General features: G+C 61.4%; 22 protein-coding genes and 1 riboswitch. Of the genes, 8 read left to right on the top strand and 14 right to left on the bottom strand.

What is annotated here, in order from left to right:
* Nucleotides 1-36 precede the first annotated feature (36 nt).
* Both HX839_RS05460 and HX839_RS05455 read right to left on the bottom strand, forming a co-directional pair.
* Nucleotides 37-756 carry a 16S rRNA (uracil(1498)-N(3))-methyltransferase gene (locus tag HX839_RS05460; protein ID WP_087693231.1) on the bottom strand — a complete coding sequence of 240 codons (720 nt, stop codon included), beginning with the start codon at nt 754-756 and terminating at the stop codon, nt 37-39.
* Between the two features lie 86 nt (nt 757-842).
* Nucleotides 843-2,249 (bottom strand): adenosylmethionine--8-amino-7-oxononanoate transaminase, encoded by a 1,407-nt coding sequence (locus tag HX839_RS05455; RefSeq protein ID WP_134327454.1) that lies wholly within the window; start codon nt 2,247-2,249, stop codon nt 843-845.
* A gap of 280 nt (nt 2,250-2,529) precedes the next feature.
* On the opposite strand from HX839_RS05455, the gene HX839_RS05450 reads away from it, so the two are divergent.
* Together HX839_RS05450 and HX839_RS05445 are read left to right on the top strand one after the other, a co-directional pair.
* Nucleotides 2,530-3,081 carry a cytochrome b gene (locus HX839_RS05450; RefSeq protein WP_003216842.1) on the top strand — a complete coding sequence of 184 codons (552 nt, stop codon included), beginning with the start codon at nt 2,530-2,532 and terminating at the stop codon, nt 3,079-3,081.
* A 32-nt stretch (nt 3,082-3,113) separates the two neighbouring features.
* Entirely contained in the window at nt 3,114-3,710 is a 597-nt protein-coding gene (locus HX839_RS05445) for a YceI family protein (protein WP_003216844.1), read from the top strand.
* A 69-nt stretch (nt 3,711-3,779) separates the two neighbouring features.
* Here the strand turns inward: HX839_RS05445 and HX839_RS05440 are convergent, their stop codons facing one another.
* The 5 genes from HX839_RS05440 to ahcY all read right to left on the bottom strand — a co-directional run bounded on the left by HX839_RS05440 (nt 3,780) and on the right by ahcY (nt 10,348).
* Nucleotides 3,780-5,663 carry a DEAD/DEAH box helicase gene (locus tag HX839_RS05440; protein ID WP_003216846.1) on the bottom strand — a complete coding sequence of 628 codons (1,884 nt, stop codon included), beginning with the start codon at nt 5,661-5,663 and terminating at the stop codon, nt 3,780-3,782.
* A gap of 222 nt (nt 5,664-5,885) precedes the next feature.
* Entirely contained in the window at nt 5,886-6,689 is an 804-nt protein-coding gene (locus HX839_RS05435; protein ID WP_177066834.1) for an ABC transporter substrate-binding protein, read from the bottom strand.
* 70 nt (nt 6,690-6,759) lie between these two features.
* Complete coding sequence (locus tag HX839_RS05430; RefSeq protein ID WP_177066833.1) at nt 6,760-7,842, bottom strand: hypothetical protein; 1,083 nt, start codon at nt 7,840-7,842, stop codon at nt 6,760-6,762.
* Nucleotides 7,843-7,917: 75 nt separating this feature from the next.
* Entirely contained in the window at nt 7,918-8,763 is an 846-nt protein-coding gene (metF, locus tag HX839_RS05425) for a methylenetetrahydrofolate reductase [NAD(P)H] (protein ID WP_008434100.1), read from the bottom strand.
* A 175-nt stretch (nt 8,764-8,938) separates the two neighbouring features.
* Nucleotides 8,939-10,348: an adenosylhomocysteinase gene (gene ahcY / locus HX839_RS05420; protein ID WP_003216850.1), complete on the bottom strand. Its 1,410-nt coding sequence runs from the start codon at nt 10,346-10,348 to the stop codon at nt 8,939-8,941.
* Nucleotides 10,349-10,369: 21 nt separating this feature from the next.
* Nucleotides 10,370-10,475: riboswitch (S-adenosyl-L-homocysteine riboswitch) on the bottom strand.
* A gap of 198 nt (nt 10,476-10,673) precedes the next feature.
* On the opposite strand from ahcY, the gene HX839_RS05415 reads away from it, so the two are divergent.
* The 3 genes from HX839_RS05415 to HX839_RS05405 all read left to right on the top strand — a co-directional run bounded on the left by HX839_RS05415 (nt 10,674) and on the right by HX839_RS05405 (nt 13,968).
* Nucleotides 10,674-11,078, top strand: a complete 405-nt coding sequence (locus HX839_RS05415; RefSeq protein WP_003216852.1) for an acyl-CoA thioesterase — start codon at nt 10,674-10,676, stop codon at nt 11,076-11,078.
* Nucleotides 11,079-11,155: 77 nt separating this feature from the next.
* Nucleotides 11,156-12,040, top strand: coding sequence for a formate/nitrite transporter family protein (locus HX839_RS05410; RefSeq protein WP_003216853.1), 885 nt, complete (start codon nt 11,156-11,158; stop codon nt 12,038-12,040).
* A gap of 65 nt (nt 12,041-12,105) precedes the next feature.
* Nucleotides 12,106-13,968 (top strand): DUF3857 domain-containing transglutaminase family protein, encoded by a 1,863-nt coding sequence (locus HX839_RS05405; protein ID WP_177020230.1) that lies wholly within the window; start codon nt 12,106-12,108, stop codon nt 13,966-13,968.
* 9 nt (nt 13,969-13,977) lie between these two features.
* Here HX839_RS05405 and HX839_RS05400 read toward each other — a convergent pair whose 3' ends face one another.
* Together HX839_RS05400 and HX839_RS05395 are read right to left on the bottom strand one after the other, a co-directional pair.
* Nucleotides 13,978-15,234, bottom strand: a complete 1,257-nt coding sequence (locus tag HX839_RS05400; RefSeq protein ID WP_017476479.1) for a sodium:proton antiporter — start codon at nt 15,232-15,234, stop codon at nt 13,978-13,980.
* A gap of 157 nt (nt 15,235-15,391) precedes the next feature.
* Nucleotides 15,392-15,532: a hypothetical protein gene (locus HX839_RS05395; protein WP_177066832.1), complete on the bottom strand. Its 141-nt coding sequence runs from the start codon at nt 15,530-15,532 to the stop codon at nt 15,392-15,394.
* A gap of 155 nt (nt 15,533-15,687) precedes the next feature.
* Here HX839_RS05395 and HX839_RS05390 point away from each other — a divergent pair, with 155 nt between their 5' ends.
* Both HX839_RS05390 and HX839_RS05385 read left to right on the top strand, forming a co-directional pair.
* The gene (locus HX839_RS05390; protein WP_063026578.1) at nt 15,688-16,521 is read left to right on the top strand and encodes an EamA family transporter; all 834 of its coding nucleotides are present in this window, start codon (nt 15,688-15,690) and stop codon (nt 16,519-16,521) included.
* A gap of 31 nt (nt 16,522-16,552) precedes the next feature.
* Nucleotides 16,553-16,939, top strand: a complete 387-nt coding sequence (locus HX839_RS05385) for an MAPEG family protein (protein ID WP_003216858.1) — start codon at nt 16,553-16,555, stop codon at nt 16,937-16,939.
* Between the two features lie 140 nt (nt 16,940-17,079).
* Here the strand turns inward: HX839_RS05385 and HX839_RS05380 are convergent, their stop codons facing one another.
* A complete protein-coding gene (locus HX839_RS05380; protein ID WP_177020229.1) occupies nt 17,080-18,252 on the bottom strand; it encodes a murein transglycosylase A in 1,173 nt (390 codons plus the stop codon).
* A 128-nt stretch (nt 18,253-18,380) separates the two neighbouring features.
* Here HX839_RS05380 and HX839_RS05375 point away from each other — a divergent pair, with 128 nt between their 5' ends.
* On the top strand, nt 18,381-18,830 hold the full coding sequence (locus tag HX839_RS05375; RefSeq protein ID WP_008434083.1) for a cytochrome c: 450 nt from the start codon (nt 18,381-18,383) through the stop codon (nt 18,828-18,830).
* Between the two features lie 7 nt (nt 18,831-18,837).
* Here the strand turns inward: HX839_RS05375 and HX839_RS05370 are convergent, their stop codons facing one another.
* From HX839_RS05370 to HX839_RS05355, 4 genes are all read right to left on the bottom strand, one after another.
* Nucleotides 18,838-19,233, bottom strand: coding sequence for a DUF1090 domain-containing protein (locus HX839_RS05370; protein WP_177020228.1), 396 nt, complete (start codon nt 19,231-19,233; stop codon nt 18,838-18,840).
* 81 nt (nt 19,234-19,314) lie between these two features.
* Complete coding sequence (gene ligB / locus HX839_RS05365) at nt 19,315-21,000, bottom strand: NAD-dependent DNA ligase LigB (protein ID WP_256344680.1); 1,686 nt, start codon at nt 20,998-21,000, stop codon at nt 19,315-19,317.
* Between the two features lie 143 nt (nt 21,001-21,143).
* Entirely contained in the window at nt 21,144-22,334 is a 1,191-nt protein-coding gene (metK, locus tag HX839_RS05360; RefSeq protein WP_003216863.1) for a methionine adenosyltransferase, read from the bottom strand.
* Between the two features lie 19 nt (nt 22,335-22,353).
* Nucleotides 22,354-23,349 (bottom strand): metalloregulator ArsR/SmtB family transcription factor, encoded by a 996-nt coding sequence (locus HX839_RS05355; protein WP_003216864.1) that lies wholly within the window; start codon nt 23,347-23,349, stop codon nt 22,354-22,356.
* Nucleotides 23,350-23,396: the final 47 nt, after the last annotated feature.

The following is a 23,396-nucleotide window of genomic DNA, read 5'->3' as shown; positions in this document are numbered from 1 at the left end:
CCCGCTCCCACATTTGATGGGGTTTGCAAAACGGGTTTAGAAGTCGCCCCAGAGTTGTTGAGCCACCGCCAGCGCCACGACTGGCGCAGTTTCGGTACGCAGCACCCGTGGGCCCAACCGTGCGGCATGAAACCCCGCACCTTGTGCCGTCTCGACTTCCCCATCAGTCAATCCACCCTCCGGCCCGATCAGGAAGGCCAGGCTCCCAGGCTTGGCGTGGCTGACCAGGGGCTCGGCCACCGGGTGCAGCACCAGCTTCAAATCCGCTTCGGCCTGTTTCAACCAATCCGCCAGCAACAGCGGTGGGTGAATCACCGGCACTCGCGAGCGACCGCACTGCTCGCACGCGCTGATCGCCACCTGGCGCCAGTGCTGCAGGCGTTTGTCGGCGCGTTCGTCCTTGAGGCGCACTTCGCAGCGGTCGCTGAAGATCGGGGTGATTTCATTCACCCCAAGCTCGGTGGCTTTCTGGATCGCCCAGTCCATCCGCTCGCCACGGGACAGGCCCTGGCCGAGGTGAATCTGCAGCGGCGACTCGACCTGCCCGGCGAAGGTTTCGGTGACTTGCACCACCACGCGTTTTTTGCCGACTTCCAGCAAGCTGGCGCGAAACTCCTGGCCGGAACCGTCGAACAACTGCACGGGGTCGCCTTCGCTCATGCGCAATACGCGGCTGATGTAGTGCGCCTGGGCTTCCGGCAACTCGTGGTCGCCAAGGCTCAGGGGGGCGTCGACAAAAAAGCGGGACAGTCTCATTTCTGTTCTCTGGAAATAGTGTGCAGGGCGGACGCGGAGCGTCCATGGCTGCATTCCCACGCGGAGCGTGGGAACGATCAACTCAATCAGCCCGGATCACGAAACCCCGGGTGGAAATCCTTGGGCACCGCCACGCTGACCTTGCTGTTGGTGGCAATGTCGATCCCTTCGCTGGCCACTTCAGCCAGGAAGTCGATCTGCTCCGGGGTGATCACATACGGCGGCAGGAAGTACACCACGCTGCCCAACGGCCGCAGCAACGCGCCTCGCTCCAGCGCATGTTCGAACACCTTCAGGCCACGGCGTTCCTGCCACGGGTAGGCGGTCTTGGTGGCCTTGTCCTGCACCATCTCGATGGCCAGCACCATGCCGGTCTGGCGCACTTCCGAGACGTGCGGATGGTCCGCCAGGTGCGCGGTGGCGGTGGCCATGCGCTGGGCCAGGGCCTTGTTGTTTTCGATGACGTTGTCTTCTTCGAAGATATCCAGGGTCGCCAGGGCCGCCGCACAGGCCAGCGGGTTACCGGTGTAGCTGTGGGAGTGCAGGAAGGCGCGCAGGGTCGGGTAGTCGTCGTAGAAGGCGTCGTACACATCGTCGGTGGTGACCACCGCGGCGAGCGGCAGGTAGCCGCCGGTCAGGGCCTTGGACAGGCACAGGAAGTCCGGGCGGATGCCGGCCTGTTCACAGGCGAACATCGTACCGGTGCGGCCAAAGCCCACGGCGATTTCGTCGTGGATCAGGTGCACGCCATAACGGTCGCAGGCTTCGCGCAGCAGCTTGAGGTACACCGGGTGGTACATGCGCATGCCGCCGGCGCCCTGGATCAGCGGCTCGACGATCACGGCGGCCACGGTGTCGTGGTTTTCGGCCAGGGTCTGCTCCATGGCCAGGAACATGTTCCGGGAATGTTCTTCCCAGCTCATGCCGTCGGGGCGCAGGTAGCAGTCGGGGCTCGGCACCTTGATGGTGTCCAGCAGCAGGGCTTTATAGGTCTCGGTGAACAGCGGCACATCGCCTACCGACATCGCGGCGATGGTTTCGCCGTGGTAGCTGTTGGTCAGGGTGACAAAGCGCTTCTTGTTCGGCAGGCCGCGGTTGAGCCAATAGTGAAAGCTCATCTTCAGCGCGACTTCGATGCACGACGAGCCGTTGTCGGCGTAGAAGCAGCGGGTCAGGCCTTCGGGGGTCATCTTCACCAGGCGCTCGGACAGCTCGATCACCGGCTGGTGGCTGAAACCGGCGAGGATCACGTGTTCCAACTGGTCGACCTGGTCCTTGATGCGCTGGTTGATGCGAGGGTTGGCGTGGCCAAACACGTTGACCCACCAGGAACTGACGGCGTCGAGGTAGCGTTTGCCTTCGAAGTCTTCCAGCCAGATGCCCTCACCGCGCTTGATCGGGATCAGCGGCAGTTGCTGGTGGTCTTTCATCTGGGTGCAGGGATGCCACAGCACCGCAAGGTCGCGTTGCATCCACTGGTTATTCAAACCCATGTTTATTCTCCTCGAAGCGGCTCGCGACGTGCGCGGGCGAAACAATCGCGCAAGCCTATGCAATGCCGGCCTGTGTCACAACCCATTGCGAGTCTGAAGCGTAAATTGGTGGTAAACGCAGGACAGTCCGTCACGTTTCTTCTGGATAGTCCTTAATCTCTTGTTAACTTACTCTGCATACGCTCTTGATCGTATTTCTCGATATTTCAAAGCGAAATTTTCCGCTTTAATTCGATAGGTAAATCGATAGTCTTGCCACAGCTCTTACGGGATTTGGGACATGCAACTACGTAATTCACCGGCCCGCTATGGCTGGGTCAGCATCGTTTTGCACTGGGGCGTGGCCCTGGTGGTGTTCGGTCTGTTCGCATTGGGCCTGTGGATGGTCGGTCTCGACTACTACAGTGCCTGGCGCAAAGACGCCCCGGACCTGCACAAGAGCATCGGCATTACGCTGTTCGCCATCATGCTCGTGCGGATCGTCTGGCGCCTGGTCAGCCCGCCGCCGCCACCGCTTGCCAGCTATAGCCGCATGACGCGTCTGGGGGCTGCGTTTGGCCACGCGTTCCTGTATCTCGGGCTGTTTGCCGTGATGATTGCCGGTTACCTGATTTCCACCGCAGACGGTGTCGGGATCCCGGTGTTTGGCTTGTTTGAGATTCCTGCGCTGGTTTCCGGGCTACCGGACCAGGCAGACACTGCAGGCGTGGTGCATTTGTACCTGGCCTGGGTATTGGTGGTGTTCGCCGGCCTGCATGGCGTGGCCGCGCTGAAACACCATTTCATTGATCGTGATGTGACCCTGGTTCGTATGCTGGGGCGCAAAGCCTGATGTTCAACCTCGACTCACAAGGAATAGAAAGCATGTTGAAAAAGACTCTCGCCGCTCTGGCCATCGGTTCTGCCCTGCTGACTGCCGGTCAGGCGATGGCAGCTGACTACGTTGTCGACAAGGAAGGCCAGCACGCCTTCGTTGACTTCAAGATCAGCCACTTGGGCTACAGCTTCATCACCGGTACCTTCAAGGACCTGGACGGCAAGTTCAGCTTCGATGCTGCCAAGCCTGAAGACAGCAAGATTGAGTTCAACGTCCGCACCGCCAGCGTGTTCACCAACCACGCCGAACGTGACAAGCACATCGCCAGCAAAGACTTCCTGGACGTTGGCAAGTTTGCCGATGCCAAGTTCGTCTCCACCAGCGTCAAGACCACTGGCAAGAATGCCGCTGGCCAAGTCACTGCTGACGTGACCGGCGACCTGACCTTTCACGGCGTGACCAAGCCGATCGTCGTCAAGGCGACCTTCCTGGGTGAAGGCAAGGATCCATGGGGCGGCTACCGTGCCGGCTTTGAAGGTACTACCTCCTTCAATCGCCAGGACTTCGGCAAGCAGATGGACCTGGGTCCAGCGTCCAACAACGTTGAGCTGTACGTGACGTTTGAAGGTGTGAAAGCGAAGTAATTTTCGCCGGCCACACAAAAATGCCCCGGATCTCGCGATCCGGGGCATTTTTTATGGCGCTTTGAAAACTCAGCGGTTGCGGGTCAGCAACGCCGGTTTTTCACCACGTGGACGGCCCGGCAGTTGATCCAACTGCTCAGGTGTCAGCGTGCGATCGCTTTTCGACTCTTTGTGGATGATCTTCGGTGCCGGGCCGCCGCGCGGGTTTTGCACCGCTGGCTCCGACAGGCGAGGTTGATCATCACGGGCCGGGCGACGGTTGCGCGACTCTTCGCGACGGGCCTGGCCGTCACGCGGTGCACCGTTGCGCGGGCCGCTGCGCTTGGCAGGCGGGGTGCCGGTGGTGGCGCCGTTGCTGCTGCGCGGACCGTTCTGGCGACCTTGTGGCTGCCCGCCGGTACGCGGAGTACCTGCGCCTGCGCCCTGGGCCGGAGCGCCCGGACGACGACCACGGCCCTGGGCCGGCTTGGCCTGGGGCACGTAGTCAACGCGGTTACCGAAGTTGTCCACGTCGTCGTCCAGGAACTCGTCCGGAGCACGGTCGGCAGCAGCACGTGGCGGCTGGCTCGGCTGGCGCTGTTCGCGGGCCGGGGTGCCTTCACGGGGCTTTTGCTCACGGGCCGGGCGTTCACCACGGCCATTGGTCGCAGCCTTGTCCTTGCCGCCCTTGTCCTTGCCCTTGTCTTTACGACCGCCACCACCGCCGCCGCCGTTCGGGCCATCGCCCTTCGGACCGCGTGGGTTGTTGCGCGGGTTGCGCACGTCCGGACGTTCGCGCACTTCAGGCTTCTCGGCCTCAACCGCGCTGGAGTCGAAGCCCATCAGGTCGCCGTCGGCGATTTTCTGCTTGGTCATGCGCTCGATGCTTTTCAGCAGCTTTTCTTCGTCCGGTGCGACCAGGGAAATGGCCTCGCCCGAACGACCGGCCCGGCCAGTACGGCCGATACGGTGCACGTAGTCTTCATCGACGTTTGGCAGCTCGAAGTTGACCACGTGGGGCAGTTGGTCGATGTCCAGGCCGCGAGCGGCGATGTCGGTGGCGACCAGGATGCGCACTTCACCGGCCTTGAAGTCGGCCAGGGCTTTGGTGCGGGCATTCTGGCTCTTGTTGCCGTGGATCGCGACGGCGGTGAGGCCGTGCTTGTCCAGGTACTCGGCCAGGCGGTTGGCGCCGTGCTTGGTGCGGGTGAACACCAGCACCTGTTCCCACGCGCCGGCGGTGATCAGGTGGGCCAGCAGCGAACGCTTGTGGGCGGCCGGCAGGCGGAATACGCGCTGCTCGATACGCTCGACCGTGGTGTTCGGCGGCGTGACTTCAATGCGCTCGGGGTTGTGCAACAACTTGCCCGCCAACGCGGTGATGTCGTTGGAGAACGTGGCCGAGAACAGCAGGTTCTGGCGTTTGGCCGGCAGGCGCGCGAGGACCTTTTTCACGTCATGGACAAAGCCCATGTCGAGCATGCGGTCGGCTTCGTCCAGCACGAGGATTTCCACGTGGGACAAATCGACGCTGCCTTGGCCGCACAGGTCGAGCAAGCGACCCGGGCATGCAACCAGTACGTCGACACCGCGGGACATGGCCTGAACCTGTGGGTTCATGCCGACGCCGCCGAAGATGCAGGCGCTGACGAACTTCAAGTCGCGGGCATACAGCTTGAAGCTGTCATGCACTTGGGCGGCGAGTTCGCGGGTAGGGGTCAGGACCAGTACGCGCGGTTGGCGCGGGCCATGACGCTGGGATTTGTCCGGGTGACCGTTGGGGAACAACCGCTCCAGGATCGGAAGGGCGAAGCCGCCGGTTTTACCAGTACCTGTCTGAGCCGCAACCATCAGGTCGCGGCCTTGCAACACGGCGGGAATGGCCCGCTGTTGCACCGGAGTAGGCTCGGTATAGCCCGCTGCCTCGATGGCGCGGACTAAAGCCTCGGAGAGACCGAGGGAAGCAAAGGACATGAGTAATCCTGTTTTAGTTAGGGCTTGGCCCAGAGGGATAGTCTTGCCTGGCGTGAATGGCGTTTAGATGAACGCAATCCCGTCCGGTCCTGCTGGGGCTGGCGGGCACTCAGACGGCTCGCGCGGGCTTGAAAGCTGCGCTGTAGCGGGGTCGGGTGCCTTTTGCAAGACCGAAGCGTCCGGGCGTAAGCCTGGCGGAAAGGCCGGAGTATAACAGAGCAATCACTCTGCGCTGCTTTCCTGCTGCTCAACGGTGCGTACGGGCAGGGCTGATGCGCTGGTTTGCGGGCTGCTGCCTGCATATTTGGCGCTCAAGGCCGCGTAGACAGGCTCTTGCTTGAAGCGTTTGAGTTCGGCGGCGAAGCGTTGCACCAGCAAATCCATGCCGGCACCGCGGCGCACGGCCAGGAACTGTGGCTGGCTGCTGACTACCTGGGGTGCCTGGGTGACCTGGTCCTCAAGTCCAAGGGCCTTGAGTACATGCTGGCCAACCCGACGGTCCGTGATCACCAGGTCGATCCGGCCAAGGGCCAGTTTGCCGAAGTTGGCCTCATGGCTGGCGGCCGGCTCCTGCTTGAAGAGGGTGGACTCGCTGAATTCGGCGCCATAGAGGTAGCCTGGCGAGGTGCCGATGGTCAGGCCGCGCAGGTCGTCGTAGGTCTGGAACGGGTGTGGGCGCTGATTGGCGTAGAACAGCACGAACTCCACCTCGGACAGCGGCTCGCTAGGGTACAGCAGCACCGCGTCGCGTTCATGGCTATGGAAAATATCCAGTGCGCCGTCGGCCTGGCCCTGGTCGAGCATCGCCAGGCAGCGCTTCCAGGGCAGGAATTGCCAATCCACATCGATGCCCAGGCGCTGGAACACGATCACCGTGGTCTCGTAGTCGAGCCCGCGCATGGTGCCGTTGTCGTCGTAGACGTAAGGCGCCCAGGGCTCGGTGACAATGCGCAGTTTCTCGCCATGGGCACCGAGGCTCAGGCAAGCGAAAAGAACAGCAGTCAATAACCGGAAAGTGACAGGCATACCCTGAGATTACGACTGTATCGGGCTAAAGAGAAGCTCTGGCACAGTGATCTGCGGGCGCCCGCCAGGTTTACTTGCCCGGAGATTTGATCAGGTGTTCGTAGATCGCCTCGCGCCGCTCGCCGAGAATCAGCCGCACCACGGGATTGCCAAACCAGTGCTCCAGCAGATGGGCATCCACCGGTCGACCCTGGCGCTCTTCCTGGTTTTGTCGGGCCTTGTCCCACCAAACCGGGCCACACGCCTGGTCGAACTCGTTTTCATGTTCATAGCAGCCGTAGAGGATTTCCCGGATGAACTGCTGTTGGTGCTTGGGCAGTGCCAGGGTGATCAGCTTGTACATCAAGCGTTGCAGACGAGGCGGGCGGGGCAGGTGGGCGGAAACCTGGCGCGTGTCATCCAGGGCCGTGGCGCCGGTGGGGTTTGCCCCATGCTTGGCGATCCACGCCTTGACCTTGGCCCGGAACAGCTGCTTGCGGCTCCAGTAATGGTGGATCAAGTCCGGGCATTCGCGCACGTTGAGGGTGCGATAGGCGGCAATGGACAGGCAGAATTCTTCCAGGGTGTAGGCGCCCTGGGCATGGGGAAACAGTTCGTCCATCAACTCGATCGAGCGGTCGAGGATGTGCGCGTCCTGCTGCGTCAGGCCCATGACCCCTGAATTGAGGGTCATCATGTCATCGTCGGCCACGCCCATGTCCAGCAGGCGCTGGTACAGGGCGCTGTACAGAATGCTTTCGTGGTTGTCGCCGTACTTGGTGTAGAAGGCGTTGCACAGCAGGGTGCCCGGCTGCACGCGTTCAAACAGCGCCAGGGGCGAATGATGGAAAAACGTATCGGTGTCGATCAGCAGCGCCACTTCGGATTCTTGCAACACTTGCCGCAGCACCACGTGCTTGGTGCGAAAGTGGTAGCCGTGAGGCTCGCTCCAGCGTTTGCGCGTGGCTTCGTCCAGCGGGCGTACCCGTACTGGCAGCAGGCGGTAGGGCTCGGGGTTGTCGCTGAAGACCTGGATGTCGATGCCTGTGTCCGGCTCGTCCCGCAGGAACGACAGGGCGCTGGCGATGCTGAATACCGCTTCCTGATGGTAAGTCTCTGCGCCGAACACCAGGTAGACCAGTTGCGGGCGGGACGTCGGGGCGGATGTATTCATGGACTGCAGAATTCCGTGGGCGTTTAGAACGGCAAAGGCCCTCATTATGAGGGCCTTTGCATTTCGGAACAGACCTTAGCGTGGCAGCTTCAGGTTGTTCCAGACAGCGAGGCTAGGCTCAGCCTGGTTCAGGGTATAGAAGTGCAACCCTGGCGCGCCACCTTGCAACAATTGTTCACACATTTCGCTGATGACCTGTTCGCCGAACGCCTGGATGCTCTTGACGTCGTCGCCGTAGGCTTCCAGTTGTTTACGAATCCAGCGTGGGATTTCCGCGCCGCAGGCGTCAGAGAAGCGCGCCAGTTTGCTGTAGTTGGTGATCGGCATGATGCCCGGCACGATCGGGATGTTCACACCCATCGCTTGTACACGCTCAACGAAGTAGAAGTAGCTCTCTGCGTTGAAGAAGTACTGGGTGATCGCGCTGTTGGCGCCGGCGTTGGCCTTGCGCACGAAATTCTGCAGATCGTCTTCGAAATTGCGCGCCTGGGGGTGCATCTCCGGATAAGCGGCCACTTCGATGTGGAAGTGATCGCCGGTTTCTTCGCGAATGAAGCTCACCAGGTCATTGGCGTAGCGCAGCTCGCCGCTGGCCATGCCCATGCCGGAGGGCAGGTCACCGCGCAGGGCGACGATGCGCTTGATGCCGGCTTGCTTGTACTGGGTCAGCAGGCTGCGCAGGTCGGCCTTGCTGTCGCCCACGCAGGACAAATGCGGAGCTGCAGGTACTTTGACTTGGCTTTCCAGCTGCAGCACGGTGTTGATCGTGCGATCGCGGGTGGAGCCACCGGCACCGTAGGTGCAGGAGAAGAAATCGGGGTGGTAGCTGGCCAACTGCTTGGCAGTTGCCATCAGTTTTTCATGCCCAGCATCGGTCTTGGTCGGGAAGAACTCGAAGCTGTAGCGACGATCTTGGGACATGGTCATACCTATGGAAACTCATAAAGCCAGAAGGTGCACACCGTCAATGTGGGAGCGGGCTTGTGTGGGAGCCGGGCTTGCCCGCGATGCAGGCACCTCGGTGCGTCAGTCACACCGAGGTGATGCTATCGCAGGCAAGCCAGCTCCCACTTAGAGCCGGTGCCTACAGTAGGACTTAGTAGCGGTAAGCGTGCGGCTTGAACGGGCCTTCGACCGTCACGCCGATGTAGTCGGCCTGGGTCTTGGTCAGTTGAGTCACTACGCCGCCGAAGCCGCGGACCATTTCCAGGGCCACTTCTTCGTCGAGTTTCTTCGGCAGTACTTCCACGGTCAGGCGCTCGGCTTTCTGGGCGGGCGACAGGTCGGCGTATTTCTGGCCGAACAGGAAGATCTGCGCCAGTACCTGGTTGGCGAACGAGCCATCCATGATGCGACTTGGGTGGCCAGTGGCGTTGCCCAGGTTGACCAGACGGCCTTCGGCCAGCAGGATCAGGTAGTCATCGTTCTGCGGGTCGAAATCGCCAGCACCGGTACGGTGAACCTTGTGTACCTGTGGCTTCACTTCTTCCCATGCCCAGTTCTTGCGCATGAAAGCGGTGTCGATTTCGTTGTCGAAGTGACCGATGTTGCACACCACGGCGCGCTTTTTCAGGGCCTTGAGCATGTTCGAGTCGCACACGTTCACGTTGCCGGTGGTGGTCACGATCAGGTCGATCTTGCCCAGCAGGGCCTTGTCGATGCTGGCTTCGGTGCCGTCGTTCTGGCCGTTGATGAACGGCGAAACCACTTCGAAACCGTCCATGCAGGCTTGCATGGCGCAGATCGGATCGACTTCGGAGACTTTAACGATCATGCCTTCCTGACGCAGGGACTGGGACGAACCCTTGCCCACGTCACCGTAGCCGATCACCAGCGCTTGCTTGCCGGACAACAGGTGGTCGGTGCCGCGCTTGATCGCATCGTTCAGGCTGTGACGGCAGCCGTACTTGTTGTCGTTCTTGCTCTTGGTCACCGAGTCGTTGACGTTGATGGCCGGGATTTTCAGCTCGCCCTTGGCCAGCATGTCCAGCAGGCGGTGAACGCCGGTGGTGGTTTCTTCGGTCACGCCGTGGACGCGGTCGAGGATCTGCGGGTACTTCTTGTGCAGCAGTTCGGTCAGGTCGCCGCCGTCGTCGAGGATCATGTTGGCGTCCCATGGCTTGCCATCCTTGAGGATGGTTTGCTCCAGGCACCACTCGTACTCTTCTTCGGTTTCGCCTTTCCAGGCGAACACGGCGATACCGGCAGCAGCGATAGCGGCAGCGGCCTGGTCTTGAGTCGAGAAAATGTTGCAGGACGACCAGCGTACTTCGGCACCCAGGGCAACCAGGGTTTCGATCAGCACGGCAGTCTGAATGGTCATGTGGATGCAGCCGAGAATCTTCGCGCCCTTGAGCGGCTGCTCAGCGGCGTACTTGCGACGCAGGCCCATCAGGGCTGGCATTTCGGATTCGGCGATAAAGGTTTCGCGACGGCCCCAGGCAGCGAGGGACATGTCGGCGACTTTGTAGTCGGTAAAACCTGCAGGCGTGATTACAGCGCTCATGAAGAGCCTCCATTCGTAGTGTGCGAATGGGCGCCGTTGTGCGTTTAGTATCCAGCTGGCTAACCAGGCCGGACAACGCCCCATCCGAGCCTGACAGGTCGAGCCTGCTGCAGCGCCCCTCGGACAGGTGGCGGGAGAACGGTATCAATCGAAGATGACCGTTTTGAAGCGGAGGCGATTATAGCCGCCTGCGCCTGACTTCTAAAGCCTTTCTGTCGGCGGCATGAAGATCGCTCATGGGGTTGATAGGCAATGGCTCATAGAGCTTGGGCCCGGCCTCTGCCATGATGTTGCCCATCATTTCGCAACACGCTTTGGAGTGAACATGAACTTCCACACTCGCAAATGGGTAAAACCCGAAGACCTCAACCCCAACGGCACCCTGTTCGGTGGCAGCCTGCTGCGCTGGATCGACGAAGAAGCGGCCATCTACGCGATTGTCCAGTTGGGCAACCAGCGGGTGGTGACCAAGTACATCTCCGAAATCAACTTCGTCAGCGCCTCGCGCCAGGGCGACATCATCGAACTGGGCATCACCGCCACCGAGTTCGGTCGCACCTCCATCACCCTGACCTGTGAAGTGCGCAACAAGATCACGCGCAAGAGCATTCTGACGGTGGAAAAAATGGTCTTCGTGAACCTGGGTGAAGACGGGTTGCCGGCGCCCCACGGCCGTACCGAGATCAAGTACGTGAAGGATCAGTTCCAGTCGGAAGGCCTCGGCGAGTAATCCTGCGCAGGGCCAGTGAACGCTCTTGATCAACCATAGGTCGTACCTGAACATCGCCCCCCCGTTCAGGTATCACCATGGCTACGCAAGAAGACGGCAAGACCCCCAATCTGTCGCAGGAAGAGCAGCACGACGTCGACAAGAACCAGCCGCCTCGCGCGGCGGTTCTGCATGAAATCATCCGCACTCAGGGCGATCAGGAACTGGAGCGCAACGTCGCCGCGTTGTGGTGGTCGGCGCTGGCCGCCGGCCTGACCATGGGCCTGTCACTGATGGGCATGGGCTTGCTCAACTCGCGCCTGCCGGATGGCGAAGAGTTCAAGGTGATCGCCAGTTTTGGTTACTGCGCCGGCTTTCTTGCCGTGATCCTCGCCCGTCAGCAGTTATTCACCGAAAACACCCTGACCGCGGTGTTGCCGGTGATGAGCAAACCCACGCTGAAGAATTTCGCACGCCTGCTGCGTTTATGGGCCGTGGTGCTGGTGGGCAACCTGTGCGGCACCTTGCTGGTGGCGTATGTGATGCTGCACTTGCCGATCTTTGACACCAAGACCGACCTGGCCTTCCTGGAAATCGGGCGCAAGGTCATGGAAAACGACGCCTACCAGATGTTCGCCAAGGGCATCGTCTCGGGCTGGATGATCGCCACCATGGTCTGGATGATCCCATCCATGGAAAGCGCCAAAATCTGGATCATCATCCTGATCACCTACCTGATGGCACTGGGAGACTTCACCCACATTGTGGTGGGCTCGGCGGAAGTGTCGTACCTGGTATTTGCCGGCGAGCTGCCGTGGAAAGACTTCTGGCTGGTGTTCGCCGGGCCGACGCTGGCGGGCAATATCATCGGCGGCAGCTTTATCTTTGCGCTGATCAGCCATGCGCAGATTCGCAGCGAAAGCAGCCTGCCGGGCAAGGTTGCCGACCCGCGTCACCCTCATCAGATCAACAAGGAACCGTAAGCCGATTCGTCATAAATGAATGGCAAAGTCGCGGCGCGGCTTTTCATTCATCAAGAAGGATCTTTATGCGGGCTTCCCCTCTTTTCCCATGGCGCAGGCTATTGGGGCTGCTGCTGGTATCAGGTGTGTTGGGTTCTGCGCAGGCCACGGATGATGGTGCAGACCACTCCGTGACCGTCGAGAAAATGGCTCAGTCATTCGTGATCAACGCCGACGGCAGTTATGTGCAGGACTACGAGTCAGTGGTGCGCATCAACGAAGAGCGTGGCATTCGGTCCCAGGCGCAGCAGCCGGTGAGCTACAACCGTTCCCTGGATACGCTTGAGATTGTCGAGGCGTTCACCCACAAGCCTGACGGGCGCAAAGTGCCGGTGAGTGCCGAGCAGATCAAGGAGCAGCAGGAGCGGGCTTCCGCCGACGCACCGATGTTCCAGGACTCCCGGGTCAAGGTGGTGATATTCCCCGAGGTGGCGGTGGGTGATCGCTTGATCCTGCGTTTTCAACGAGTGCGCAAGACCCCGTTGTTCCCCGGCGAATTTATTGACTTCGCAACGCCAAGCCGTAATCCGATGGAGCAGTTCAGCCTGACCTACGATCTGCCGGTGGATAAGCCGCTGTACGTCGATGCCAAAGGCTTCAGTGCATCTACGCCGGCGGCGGCGCCCGGGCGCAAGGTGTATCGCTGGGATTACGTGCCGGCTGAAAAGTCCCGTCCCGAGCAAGGCGCGGTGGCGTACGTGGATTACGGCCAGCGTCTGGCGGTCTCGACGTTCCCCAGCTATCAGGCATTGGCCAAAGCCTACGATGCCCGGGCCACCGTCGAAGTGACCCCGGCGATCAGCACGCTGGCCAAGCAACTCACGGTCGACTTGCCAACACCTCGGGCCAAGGCTTTGGTATTGAGTAACTGGGTACGCCGGAACATCCGGTATGTGGCGGTGTACATCGATGCCGGCGGGGTGGTTCCCCACGCTGCGCAGTCGGTGCTGGACAACCGCTATGGTGACTGCAAGGACCATGTGGCCCTGCTTGAAGCGTTGCTCAAGGCCGTCGCCATTGAAAGCTCCCCGGCGCTGATCAGCTACGGCAGTGCCTACACCTTGCCCAAGGTTGCGGCGGTCAGCCCGATCAACCACGCAATCACCTATATCCCTGGCCTGGACCTGTACCTGGATTCAACCGCGACTGGCACGGCCGCCGGTTACCTGCCCAACCTCGACCTGGATAAACCGGTGTTGTTGACGCGTACCGGCGAGATCGGCCGCACGCCGGCGACTCAGCCGGGCAAAGAGTTCAGTGAGCTGGTATTCAAGGTGGACGCCAGTGGCGCTGCAGACTTCACCCAGGCTAAGCGCCTGGACGGTTGGCGCGCGGAGTTTGCCCGGACCTCGATTAAGTCGATGAAACCGGCGGACCGTGACTTGATGATCCAGAAAATCCTGCACGGTTATGGCCAGGCAGGCAGCGGCACGCTGCAAACCGACCCCTTGGACAGCGACGCCCCAAGCTTCAATGCCGTGATGGTGGGGCGCACGGACAACCTGGTGAATGTGCCGGGCCCGATAGGTGTGCCGGCGCTGAGTAGCCTGGGCGGAGGGATTGCCCAGAACGTATCTGCCCTTGCTGTGGAAAAAGAGCGGGCGCAGGCCTTCATCTGCATTTCTGGAGAGAGCACTGAGACGGCCCGGTTCGAGTTTCCCAAGGCCCTCAATATTCTGGCGGTGCCCAAGGCGGTTTCGTTCAAGGGCGCTGGCTTCGAGTACAGCGCCACCTATTCCCGGGAGGGCAACACCGTACTGATTTCACGCACGGCCAGGTTTGCCCACCCGGAAGCGGTTTGCAGCGCCGAGCTCTTCGCGCAGATGAAGCCGGTGATCCAGGCTATGGTCAATGACCTGAAAAGCCAGATCATCGTGCAAACGCTTTGACTGTGAGCTTCAGTGGTGAGCCTCGGGAACAGGCTCATCCTTGGTCACATGCTTGACCAGCTTGCCGATGCTCAAACCCTGCAACAGGATCGAAGACAGCACCACGATGTAGGTGATGCTCAGCAGCAAGTCACGCTCCGGGCCCAGTGGCAGGGCCAGGGCCAGTGCCACGGAAACCCCGCCGCGCAAGCCGCCCCAGGTGAGGATGCGGATGGTGCCGCGGGGCACCGTGCGCCAGCGGCGCAGCAGCAGGATCGCCGGGGCCACCGTCAGCAGGCGTGACAACAGGATTGCCACCGCCAGCAAACTGGCGGCCAACACGTGCAGCCAGTTGAACGGCAACAGCAGCAGTTCCATGCCGATCAGCGCAAACAGCAGGGCGTTGAGCATGTCATCGAGCAGTTCCCAGAAGCCGTCCAGGTAGCGCCGGGTCATGTCGTTCATCGCCAGCTTGCGGCCGAGGTTGCCGATGATCAGGCCCGCCACCACCATCGCAATGGGTGCCGAGACGTGCAGTTCAGTGGCCATCGCCGAGCCGCCGATCACCAGGGCCAGGGTCAGCATCACTTCGATCTGATACTGCTCGATGCTCTTGATCATCAGGTACACGATGTAGCCGATCAGCCCGCCAAACACCACGCCGCCAATCGCCTCATGGGCAAACAGCATGGCCGTGGCGCCGACCGTAGGCGTCTCGCCCAGTTGCGCGATGCCCAGCAACACGGTGAACACCACCACCGCCGTGCCGTCGTTGAACAGCGATTCGCCGACGATGGTGGTTTTCAGTGGTTTCGACGCATTGGCGGTCCGCAGCACCCCGAGCACGGCAATCGGGTCGGTGGGGGAAATCAGCGCGCCGAACAGCAGGCAGTACAGGAAACTCACGTGCCAGCCGAACAGGGCAAAAATGTAGAAGGCCAGGCTGCCGATCACCACCGTGGCAATCAATACGCCGAAGGTGGCAAGCAGGCCGATGGGCCAGCGGTAGCTGCGCAGGTCGCTCAGGTTGACGTGCAAGGCGCCGGCGAACAGCAGGAACGAGAGCATCCAGTTCATCAGCAGGTCGCCGAAGTCGATCTGGCCGATCAACTGCTGGATGCGCTCTTCAAGGCCGGGGTAGCCGATAAAGCTCAAGCCTTGCAGCAGCAGGGAAAACATCAGTGCCGTGACCATCACACCGATGGTGGGCGGCAGGCCGATGAAGCGGTAGTTCACATACGTGAGCAGGGTGGTGAGGCAAATAAACGCAGCGACAAGTTCAAGCATCCGGGGTCCTTGGATGGAGGAGTGAGTAGAGATCATATGTGGGAGCTGTCGAGCCCCAGCGAGGCTGCGATGGCATCACCTGGGTGAGGCTGCAAGACCGCAGCGCCTGTATCGAAGCCGCCCTAAAGCTCGACAGCTCCCACACAGAACACATTTATCAGTTGGCTACGTTGACCGCAGCAAGGCGACGACGTTGCAGGTCGATGAACAAAAGTGCCGCCGCCACCATCCCGCCGATCCAGGCACCGAGCGGCAGGCGAGGATCTCCTTCGGTAATCGTGACGCTCTGATCAGGCATACGCAGGCCGACGCCCGGATCGGCGAAGATCGGGCAGCAGCAAAAATTTATTGGTCCAGGTCTTTGCGCAACTGAGTGCGGCGTGGTCGGCTTTAGTATAAACAGGTGCTGAAATATGGCGAATCAATTCCGCTTTTTATGACTGGGGAGTCACCGTGATTGCAACAGCTCTGGTACTGGTAGCGGCGTTGTTGCATGCGACGTGGAACACCTTGATCAAATTCAGCGGCGAGCGCCTGTTGGTCATCGCGTGCATGGACACGGTGGCGTTGCTGTTTGTGGTGCTGGCGGTGGGGTTTGTATCGTTTCCGCCACTGGAAATCTGGCCGTGGATCATCGCCTCGGCGTTGTTTGAATTGCTCTACCGCTACCTGCTGATCCAGGCCTATCGCGTGGGTGACCTGGGCTTGGTGTACCCATTGATGCGCGGCTTGTCGCCTTTGGTGGTGCTGGCGCTGACGCTGGTGTTTGCCGGTGAGGTGCTCAGTACCCAGCAGATTCTCGGCATTCTGCTGATCCCGTTCGGCATGCTATGCCTGTTGTGGCAGGGCGGCGGTGGCGACCGGTTGCCCTGGTCGATGCTGCCGGTGGTGGCGTTGATCGGCTTGTGTATCGGTTGCTACACCTTCCTCGATGGCCAGGCATTGCGCCGTTGGTCACACCCGCTGGACTACCTGGTGTGGCTGACGCTGATAAGCGCATGGCCGTTTCCGTTGCTGGCGATGGTGCGCAAACGGGCGGCGTTCGGGCTGTTCTGGCGCACGCAGTGGCGGCTGGGGCTGAGTGTCGGGTTGTGCGTGTTGTTGAGCTACGCTCTGGTGCTTTGGGCCATGCAGTTGGGCTCGATTGCCGAAGCCGCTGCGCTGCGGGAAGTCAGTGTGATCCTGGTGGTGCTGTTCGGCATGCGTTACCTGAAAGAACCTTTCGGCCGCCCACGGCTCATAGCCTGTGGGTTGGTGCTGATCGGCATGTTCGTGATGAAACTCTAACCGTCGGATAAAACTAAAAAAGGAATGGGTTATGACAGTCGCTTTCTGGTGTGTGTTGATCGCAATTTTTCTGCCGTACCTGTGCACGGGCGTGGCCAAGTTCAGCGGCGGCAAGTTCGGGCCCCGGCAGAACCATGACCCGCGGGCGTTCCTCGACACCCTCGAGGGGTTTGCCAAGCGCGCCCACAGTGCGCAACTCAACAGCTTCGAAGTGACCCCGGCCTTTGCGGCCGCGGTGATCATTGCCCATCTGGCTGGCGTTGCGTCGCTGGTGACGATCAACGTCCTGGCGGTGCTGTTCATCACCAGCCGGTTGCTCTACATCATCTGCTACCTGGCGGACTGGGCGATGCTGCGGTCGGTGGTGTGGGCGGTGGGGATGGCGTTGATTGCGAGCTTCTTCTTCGTCTCGATCTAAAGCCTGACACTGTTCAAATGTGGGAGCGGGCTTGCTCGCGAATGCGGTGTGTCAGGCACCGGATGTATCGACTGATCCACCGCATTCGCGAGCAAGCCCGCTCCCACACAAGCCCGCTCTCACATAGACCGTGGTGTTCTTCAGGTGCCTGTCGGTGCATCCGGCACTTTCGGCAACGCTGCGCCTTTGGGCCACAGCATCCAGATCTGGCCCTGCTGCTTCATGTTGCCCGCCAACTCGCCGGCGGCATCACCGGTTCCCCAGAACAGGTCGGCCCGCACTTCGCCGGTAATTGCACCACCGGTATCCTGCGCAGCCACCGGGCGGGCAATCGGCGCACCATCCGGTCGGGTAGTCGACAGCCACAACAGGCTGCCCAGCGGAATTACCTTGCGGTCCACCGCGACGCTATAACCCGCAGTCAGTGGCACGTTCAGCGAGCCACGCGGGCCTTCGTTGCTGTCGGGGCGGGCACTGAAGAACACGTAGCTGGGGTTGCTTGCCAGCAATTCAGGAATACGCTGCGGATGCGCCTTGGCCCAGGCCGCGATGGCGCCCATGGTCACGTCTTCTTTTTTCAGCTCGCCCTGCTCCACCAGCCAGCGGCCGATGGGGCGGTACGGGTAACCGTTCTGGTCACCGTAACCCACCCGCAATTGGCGGCCGTCGGCCAGTTGGATACGACCGGAACCCTGGATCTGCAGGAATTGCAGGTCCATCGGGTTGGTCAGCCAGGCGATGGGCTTGGCGGTGGAGCCTTGGTGGTTGATGGTGCTGGCGTCGTCATAGGGTTTGAGTACCCGGCCTTCCAGGCGACCGCGCAGGCGCTTGCCCTTGAGCTCCGGGTAGATGCTTTCCAGGTTGACGATGATCAGGTCATCCGGCACGCCGAACACCGGTACATGGGCGGTGGCGGTTTCGGTGAGGCTGCCGGGGTAAACCGGTTCGTAGTAGCCGGTGATCAGGCCGTTGGGGCTGTTGTCGGCCGAACGCAGGCCGTAGACATCGAGGTTGGCCTTGAGGAAGTCGCGAATCGCCACTGCGGTCGACGGCACGGTGGCCGATGCCGCGCACGTCGCGCCCCATATCGGGTCAGCCTTGAGGCGTTGACAGGCACTGCGCCATGATTCGAAGCCGGCTTGCAGGTCGCTGTCCGACACGGCCGGCAGGTTTTCCCAGGTAGCGCCAACGTAGGTGGCGATGGCGTGGGGCTTGGCTTTTTCGTCCTTGCCGGTGTCGCAACCGGCCAGCAACGCGATCATTGGCAGAGCCCACGCCAGGCGGCGGCTCCAGGGTTTAAAGCGGATACTCATACAATCAATTCCTGAAGCGATTGCCCGCGCTGGTTGGTGCTCGAGCAACCCTTATTATTAATAGGGGTATTGGTCTTTGCGGGCGGGGCGAGGATACTGGCCGCCGTTTCCCGTGACCTTGAGCCATCATGACTTTTAAAAGACTGACCGTTGTATTGCTGGCCTGCCTGACACTGTCCGCCTGCGGCGGGGTTGATCCGAATTCGCCCCTTGGCCAGCGCAAGGCCATTTTCAAGCAGATGCTCAAGACCGGCGAAGACCTGGGCGGCATGTTGCGTGGGCGCATTCCGTTCGACGGCGGCAAATTTGCCGAAGGCGCGGTCAAGCTTGATGCGTTGTCCCACGAACCGTGGAAACATTTCCCGAGCGTGCGTGAAGAAGACCACACCAGCGCCAAGGACGACGTGTGGCAGCAGCAGGCACGCTTCCAGGAAATGGCTCGAAACCTTGAAACGGCCACCGGTGAATTGGTGATCGCCAGCCAGGTCCAGCCCTACAAGGCCAGCAATCTTGGGCCGGCCGTGCAGAAGGTCGAAGATGCCTGCACCGCGTGCCATAAACAGTTCCGCGATCACTGAGGCCGTCTTACTTGTCCAGTTCGTCCAGGGCTTCCTGCAAGTCCTTGCGTGACTGGGCCAGCTTGTCCTTGCGCTTGTTGATCTTCTCGGAATCACCCTTCTTCATGGCCTTGTCGAGGTCAGCCTGACGGCGGCTGACTTCGTGCTTGGCGTCGAGCACCTTGTTTTCCCGCTCCTTTTTCAAGGAGGCATCGGTGCAGTTGGCGGTGACTTCACTCAAGGCTTTTTCCAGGCCGGCTTGTTGCTCACTGTTGCCGTGGGCCTTGGCTTGTTCGATCTGGGTGCTGATGGACTCGCGCTTGGCGGCGCAGCCTGTGAGTGGCGCAGCTTCCTCGGCTGCCAGCAATGGCGCGGACATAAGGGTAGCGACGGTCAACAGGGCAAAAGGTGCAAGAAATTTCATAAAGGCTCCAAGGCAAACAAGGTCGCAATCAGGTGGGCAGGATGAATTCTGCCGGCACCGGTTAATGCCGTCGGGCAGAGGTCAAAAACCATCTATCCCGGCAGCCCGTAATGTTTCACTCAAGGCCAGCACCTGCGGGTCGCGAAAAAAAGCGCTCAGTTGCGCCGCGCGACCCGGGCCTATGCCGTCTTCGGCCAGCCAGGCTTGAGTGTCTCTGGCGGCCAGGGTTTGCCAGCCGCCTTGTAGATTGTTGCGGGCCGTGGGCGGTACTCCCAGGGCCATCAGCCATTGCGCGAACGGTCGCTGCCGGGCGCTGCGCAAGCTGTCGAGTAAACGCGCACTGCTGCGTTCGCCGAAGCCATCAATGTTAGCAAGCTCTGCCTCATCCAGGGTTAACCAATCGAGCAGGCCGTCGATCAGGCCGGCCTGGATCAAGGTGTTCCAGGTTTCGCGGCCGATGTGTGGCAGGGCCAGGCCCTGGGCGCCGCTCAGCCAGGTCAGGCGCGCGAGCAGCTGTTCTTCGCAACCCGGGGCCAGTTGCCAGCAACTCAAGGGGTGGAAGTCCCTGGCCTGCGGGACCTGCAACTCGGCCCGTGGCTGGCTGCGCAGGATGACGCGGTCAAGGCGGGGGATGACGTGCCCGGCGAGGCTGATGGACACCTGGTCGCCAGTACGGATATCCAGTTCCCGCCAGCGTTTCAGGGAACCGACACTGACCCGGCTGATCTTCCGGTCATCGAGCAGTACCGGTTCCAACTCCAGGATGGAGGTGATGCGCCCGGTGCGGCCAATCTTGAAGTGCACCTTGCGCACATGGGCCAGTGCCTTGGCCACCGGGTACTTCCAGGCAACCGCCCAGTAGGGCGCGCTGACCCGCCAGCGCTCGGCCGGGGCCCGCTGGCCTTGATGCAATACCACGCCGTCGCTGGCGAAGGGCAGCGGGTGGCTGTACCAATAGCTGCGCCAGTGCGCCGCTTCGGTAATGTCCTTGATCGGGTGGCTGTAGCGCCCGCTGTCGGTGAAGCCCCACTGCGCCAGCTGGCTCAGCCGCTCGGAAAAGTCATCGGGGCCCTGGGGCCAGGCCCAGACAAACAGACCGATATTGGCGGCCTCGGCGTCGCTCAACTGCCGGCGATTCATCAGCCCGGCCACTTTGCCGCGGGCGCCGAGGCCACCTTTGGCAGCTTGCACATGGTCATTCAGTCGCCAATAGAGTTCGCCCTGCAACAACAGGTCAACGGGCTCGGGCAGTTGCTGCACGATCCCCGGAATCCGGCGGGCGGAGGCTGACCAATCCTGGCCCAGCCGGCCATCGCCGCGACTGATGACCCGGCTCAACCGGCCCTTGCGGTAAACCAGCGTGACGGCGACGCCATCGACCTTGGGCTGGATCCACACGTCCTGGCGAGTCCCCAGCCAGGTTTGCACGGCGTTATCGTCCAGCAGTTTTTCCAGGCCGGAGTGGGGCGTCGGGTGGGCGGTCGTGCCCCGCGCGCTGCCCAGCGGGTCGTCCGTGACTGGGGCGGAGGGAGTGAAACACCTGCGCCATTGGGCAAGGCGCTGGCTGGCCTGGTCATACAGCTCATCGCTGACCAATGACTGGCCGAGCCGGTGGTAGCTGTCATCCCACAAGCGGATTTGTTGCGCCAGGGTGCTGATCTGGGCCCGGGCGTGATCGGCCTCCCAGTCGGGGCACCCCTGCGACCACGCAGTGAGCGGCGAGAAGCTGAGTAAAAGAAAAAACAGCCAGCGCATAAGTGACGTCATCATGAGCATCCTTGCTCTGAAAAGGGCGCCCAGCCTAAGCCATCCCCGCGGGCATAAAAAAGCCCCGCAACCGCGAGGCTTTTTACCCGATGTTTCTGCTCGCTTGAACAGAACGCCGGGGCTCTGTGTACACCGTAGGACGATTACAGGCCGGCGGCAGTACGCAGGTCGTTGGCGCGGTCGGTCTTTTCCCAGGTGAACGTAGTGAACGTGTCGTTGCCGACAGTCTTCTGCTCAGGGGTACGACCGAAGTGGCCGTAGGCCGCAGTTTCCTGGTACATCGGGTGCAGCAGGTCGAGCATGGTGGTGATTGCGTACGGACGCAGGTCGAAGATCTCACGCACCAGCTTGACGATCTTGTCGTCGCTGATCTTGCCGGTACCGAAGGTGTTCAGCGAGATCGACGTAGGCTGGGCCACACCGATTGCGTAGGACACCTGAATCTCGCAACGCTCGGCCAGGCCGGCGGCCACGATGTTCTTGGCCACGTAACGACCGGCGTAGGCCGCCGAACGGTCAACCTTGGATGGATCCTTGCCGGAGAACGCGCCACCGCCGTGACGGGCCATGCCGCCGTAGCTGTCGACGATGATCTTGCGACCGGTCAAGCCGCAGTCGCCCACCGGGCCACCGATGATGAACTGGCCGGTCGGGTTGATGTGGAACTGGGTGTCCTTGGTCAGCAGTTCGGCAGGCAGCACGTGCTTGACGATCAGCTCCATGACGCCTTCGCGCAGGTCGGCGTAGGAAACGTCCGGGTTGTGCTGGGTCGACAGTACCACCGCGTCGATGGCGACGACTTTGCCGCCTTCATAACGGCAGGTCACCTGGGACTTGGCGTCCGGGCGCAGCCATGGCAATGCACCGGATTTACGGGCTTCGGCCTGGCGCTTCACCAACTGGTGGGAGAAGGTGATCGGTGCCGGCATCAGCACGTCGGTTTCGTTGCTGGCATAGCCGAACATCAGGCCCTGGTCGCCGGCGCCCTGATCTTCAGGCTTGGCACGGTCTACACCCTGGTTGATGTCAGGGGACTGCTTGCCGATGATGTTCATCACGCCGCAGGTCGCACCGTCGAAGCCGACGTCGGAGCTGTTGTAGCCGATGTCGATGATCACATCACGCACGATCTGCTCCAGGTCTACCCAGGCAGAGGTGGTGACTTCGCCGGCGATGATCGCCACGCCCGTTTTCACCAGAGTCTCGCACGCCACTCGGGCGAACTTGTCTTCAGCGATGATGGCGTCCAGCACCGCGTCAGAGATCTGGTCGGCGATTTTGTCCGGATGCCCTTCAGACACGGACTCGGAGGTGAAAAGGGAGTATTCGCTCATCTCGATGTTTTCCTGATATTTACCGATGGTGAGTGTCGCCAGCCGGCCGCTGAAAATGGCGGACCTGAATCTGGAAACCATTACGTAAACCTACATAGAGGCTTTCCCCGGGAACGAGTCCCGCAGCGGTGGCCCAACGGGCCAGATCGTCCTGTTCAAAACCCAGCCAGAGATCACCGCAGGCTTCCCTGGCCCAACTCTGGTTGTGGCTGCATAAATCCGTGACCAACAGGCTGCCGCCTGGTTGCAGCAAATTCGCCATCTGCCTGAGGGCGTCTGCCGGGGCGGCGAAATGGTGCAGGACCATGTTCAGCACCACGCAATCGGCCCGCAGGCTGGTGTCATTCAGGGCGTCCGCCAACTGCAGGTGGACATTGCCCAGCGCTTCGCGCTCACACAATTGGCGGGCCAGCTCCAGCATCGCCGGGCTGTTGTCCAGCGCCGTGACCTGATGAAAGCGCCGCGCCAGCTCCGGCAGGAAGCCGCCATCACCCGGGCCCACTTCGACCGCCGTAGCCTCATCACTGAAGCTCAGCTTGTCCAAAAGTGCCAGCACGCTTTCGCGGTATTGCGCCAAGCCGGCGATCAGATCCTGCTGGGCGCGAAACTTCTCGGCTACCCGTGAGAAAAAGTCCTGGCTGGCGGCAGCACGTTGCCCGTGCACCTGGCTGATGCGCGACTGCACGTCAGCCGGCAGCGCCAGGCTGTCTATTTCTTCGAGCAGCGCGGCGTGCAGCTTGCCGCCCAGTTGCTCGGTGTGGGGCAGGGCGCGACGGTAAAAAATCGCATTGCCCTCGCGGCGGGTCGCCACCAGGTCGGCCTGAGCCAGTACCTTCAAGTGGTGGCTCATGCCGGATTGGCCGATGGCGAAGATCTGCGCCAGCTCCAGCACCCCGAACGAATCGTTGGTCAGCGCGCGCAACACATTCAGGCGCAACGGATCGCCACCGGCCTTGCACAGGGCTGCCAGCTCGTCGCTGTCGTCGGGTCGAATGGAAGGTGCGCTCAGGTTCATAAGGCCAGCAGTCTAGTGACGGTGGGAAAACCCCGCAAGGGCAATAT

The organism is Pseudomonas sp. I8001 (genome assembly GCF_013385345.1).
Classification (GTDB): domain Bacteria; phylum Pseudomonadota; class Gammaproteobacteria; order Pseudomonadales; family Pseudomonadaceae; genus Aquipseudomonas.
Note: the sequence above shows the minus strand (reverse complement) of the source record. Positions and strands in the feature narration are given on the sequence as shown.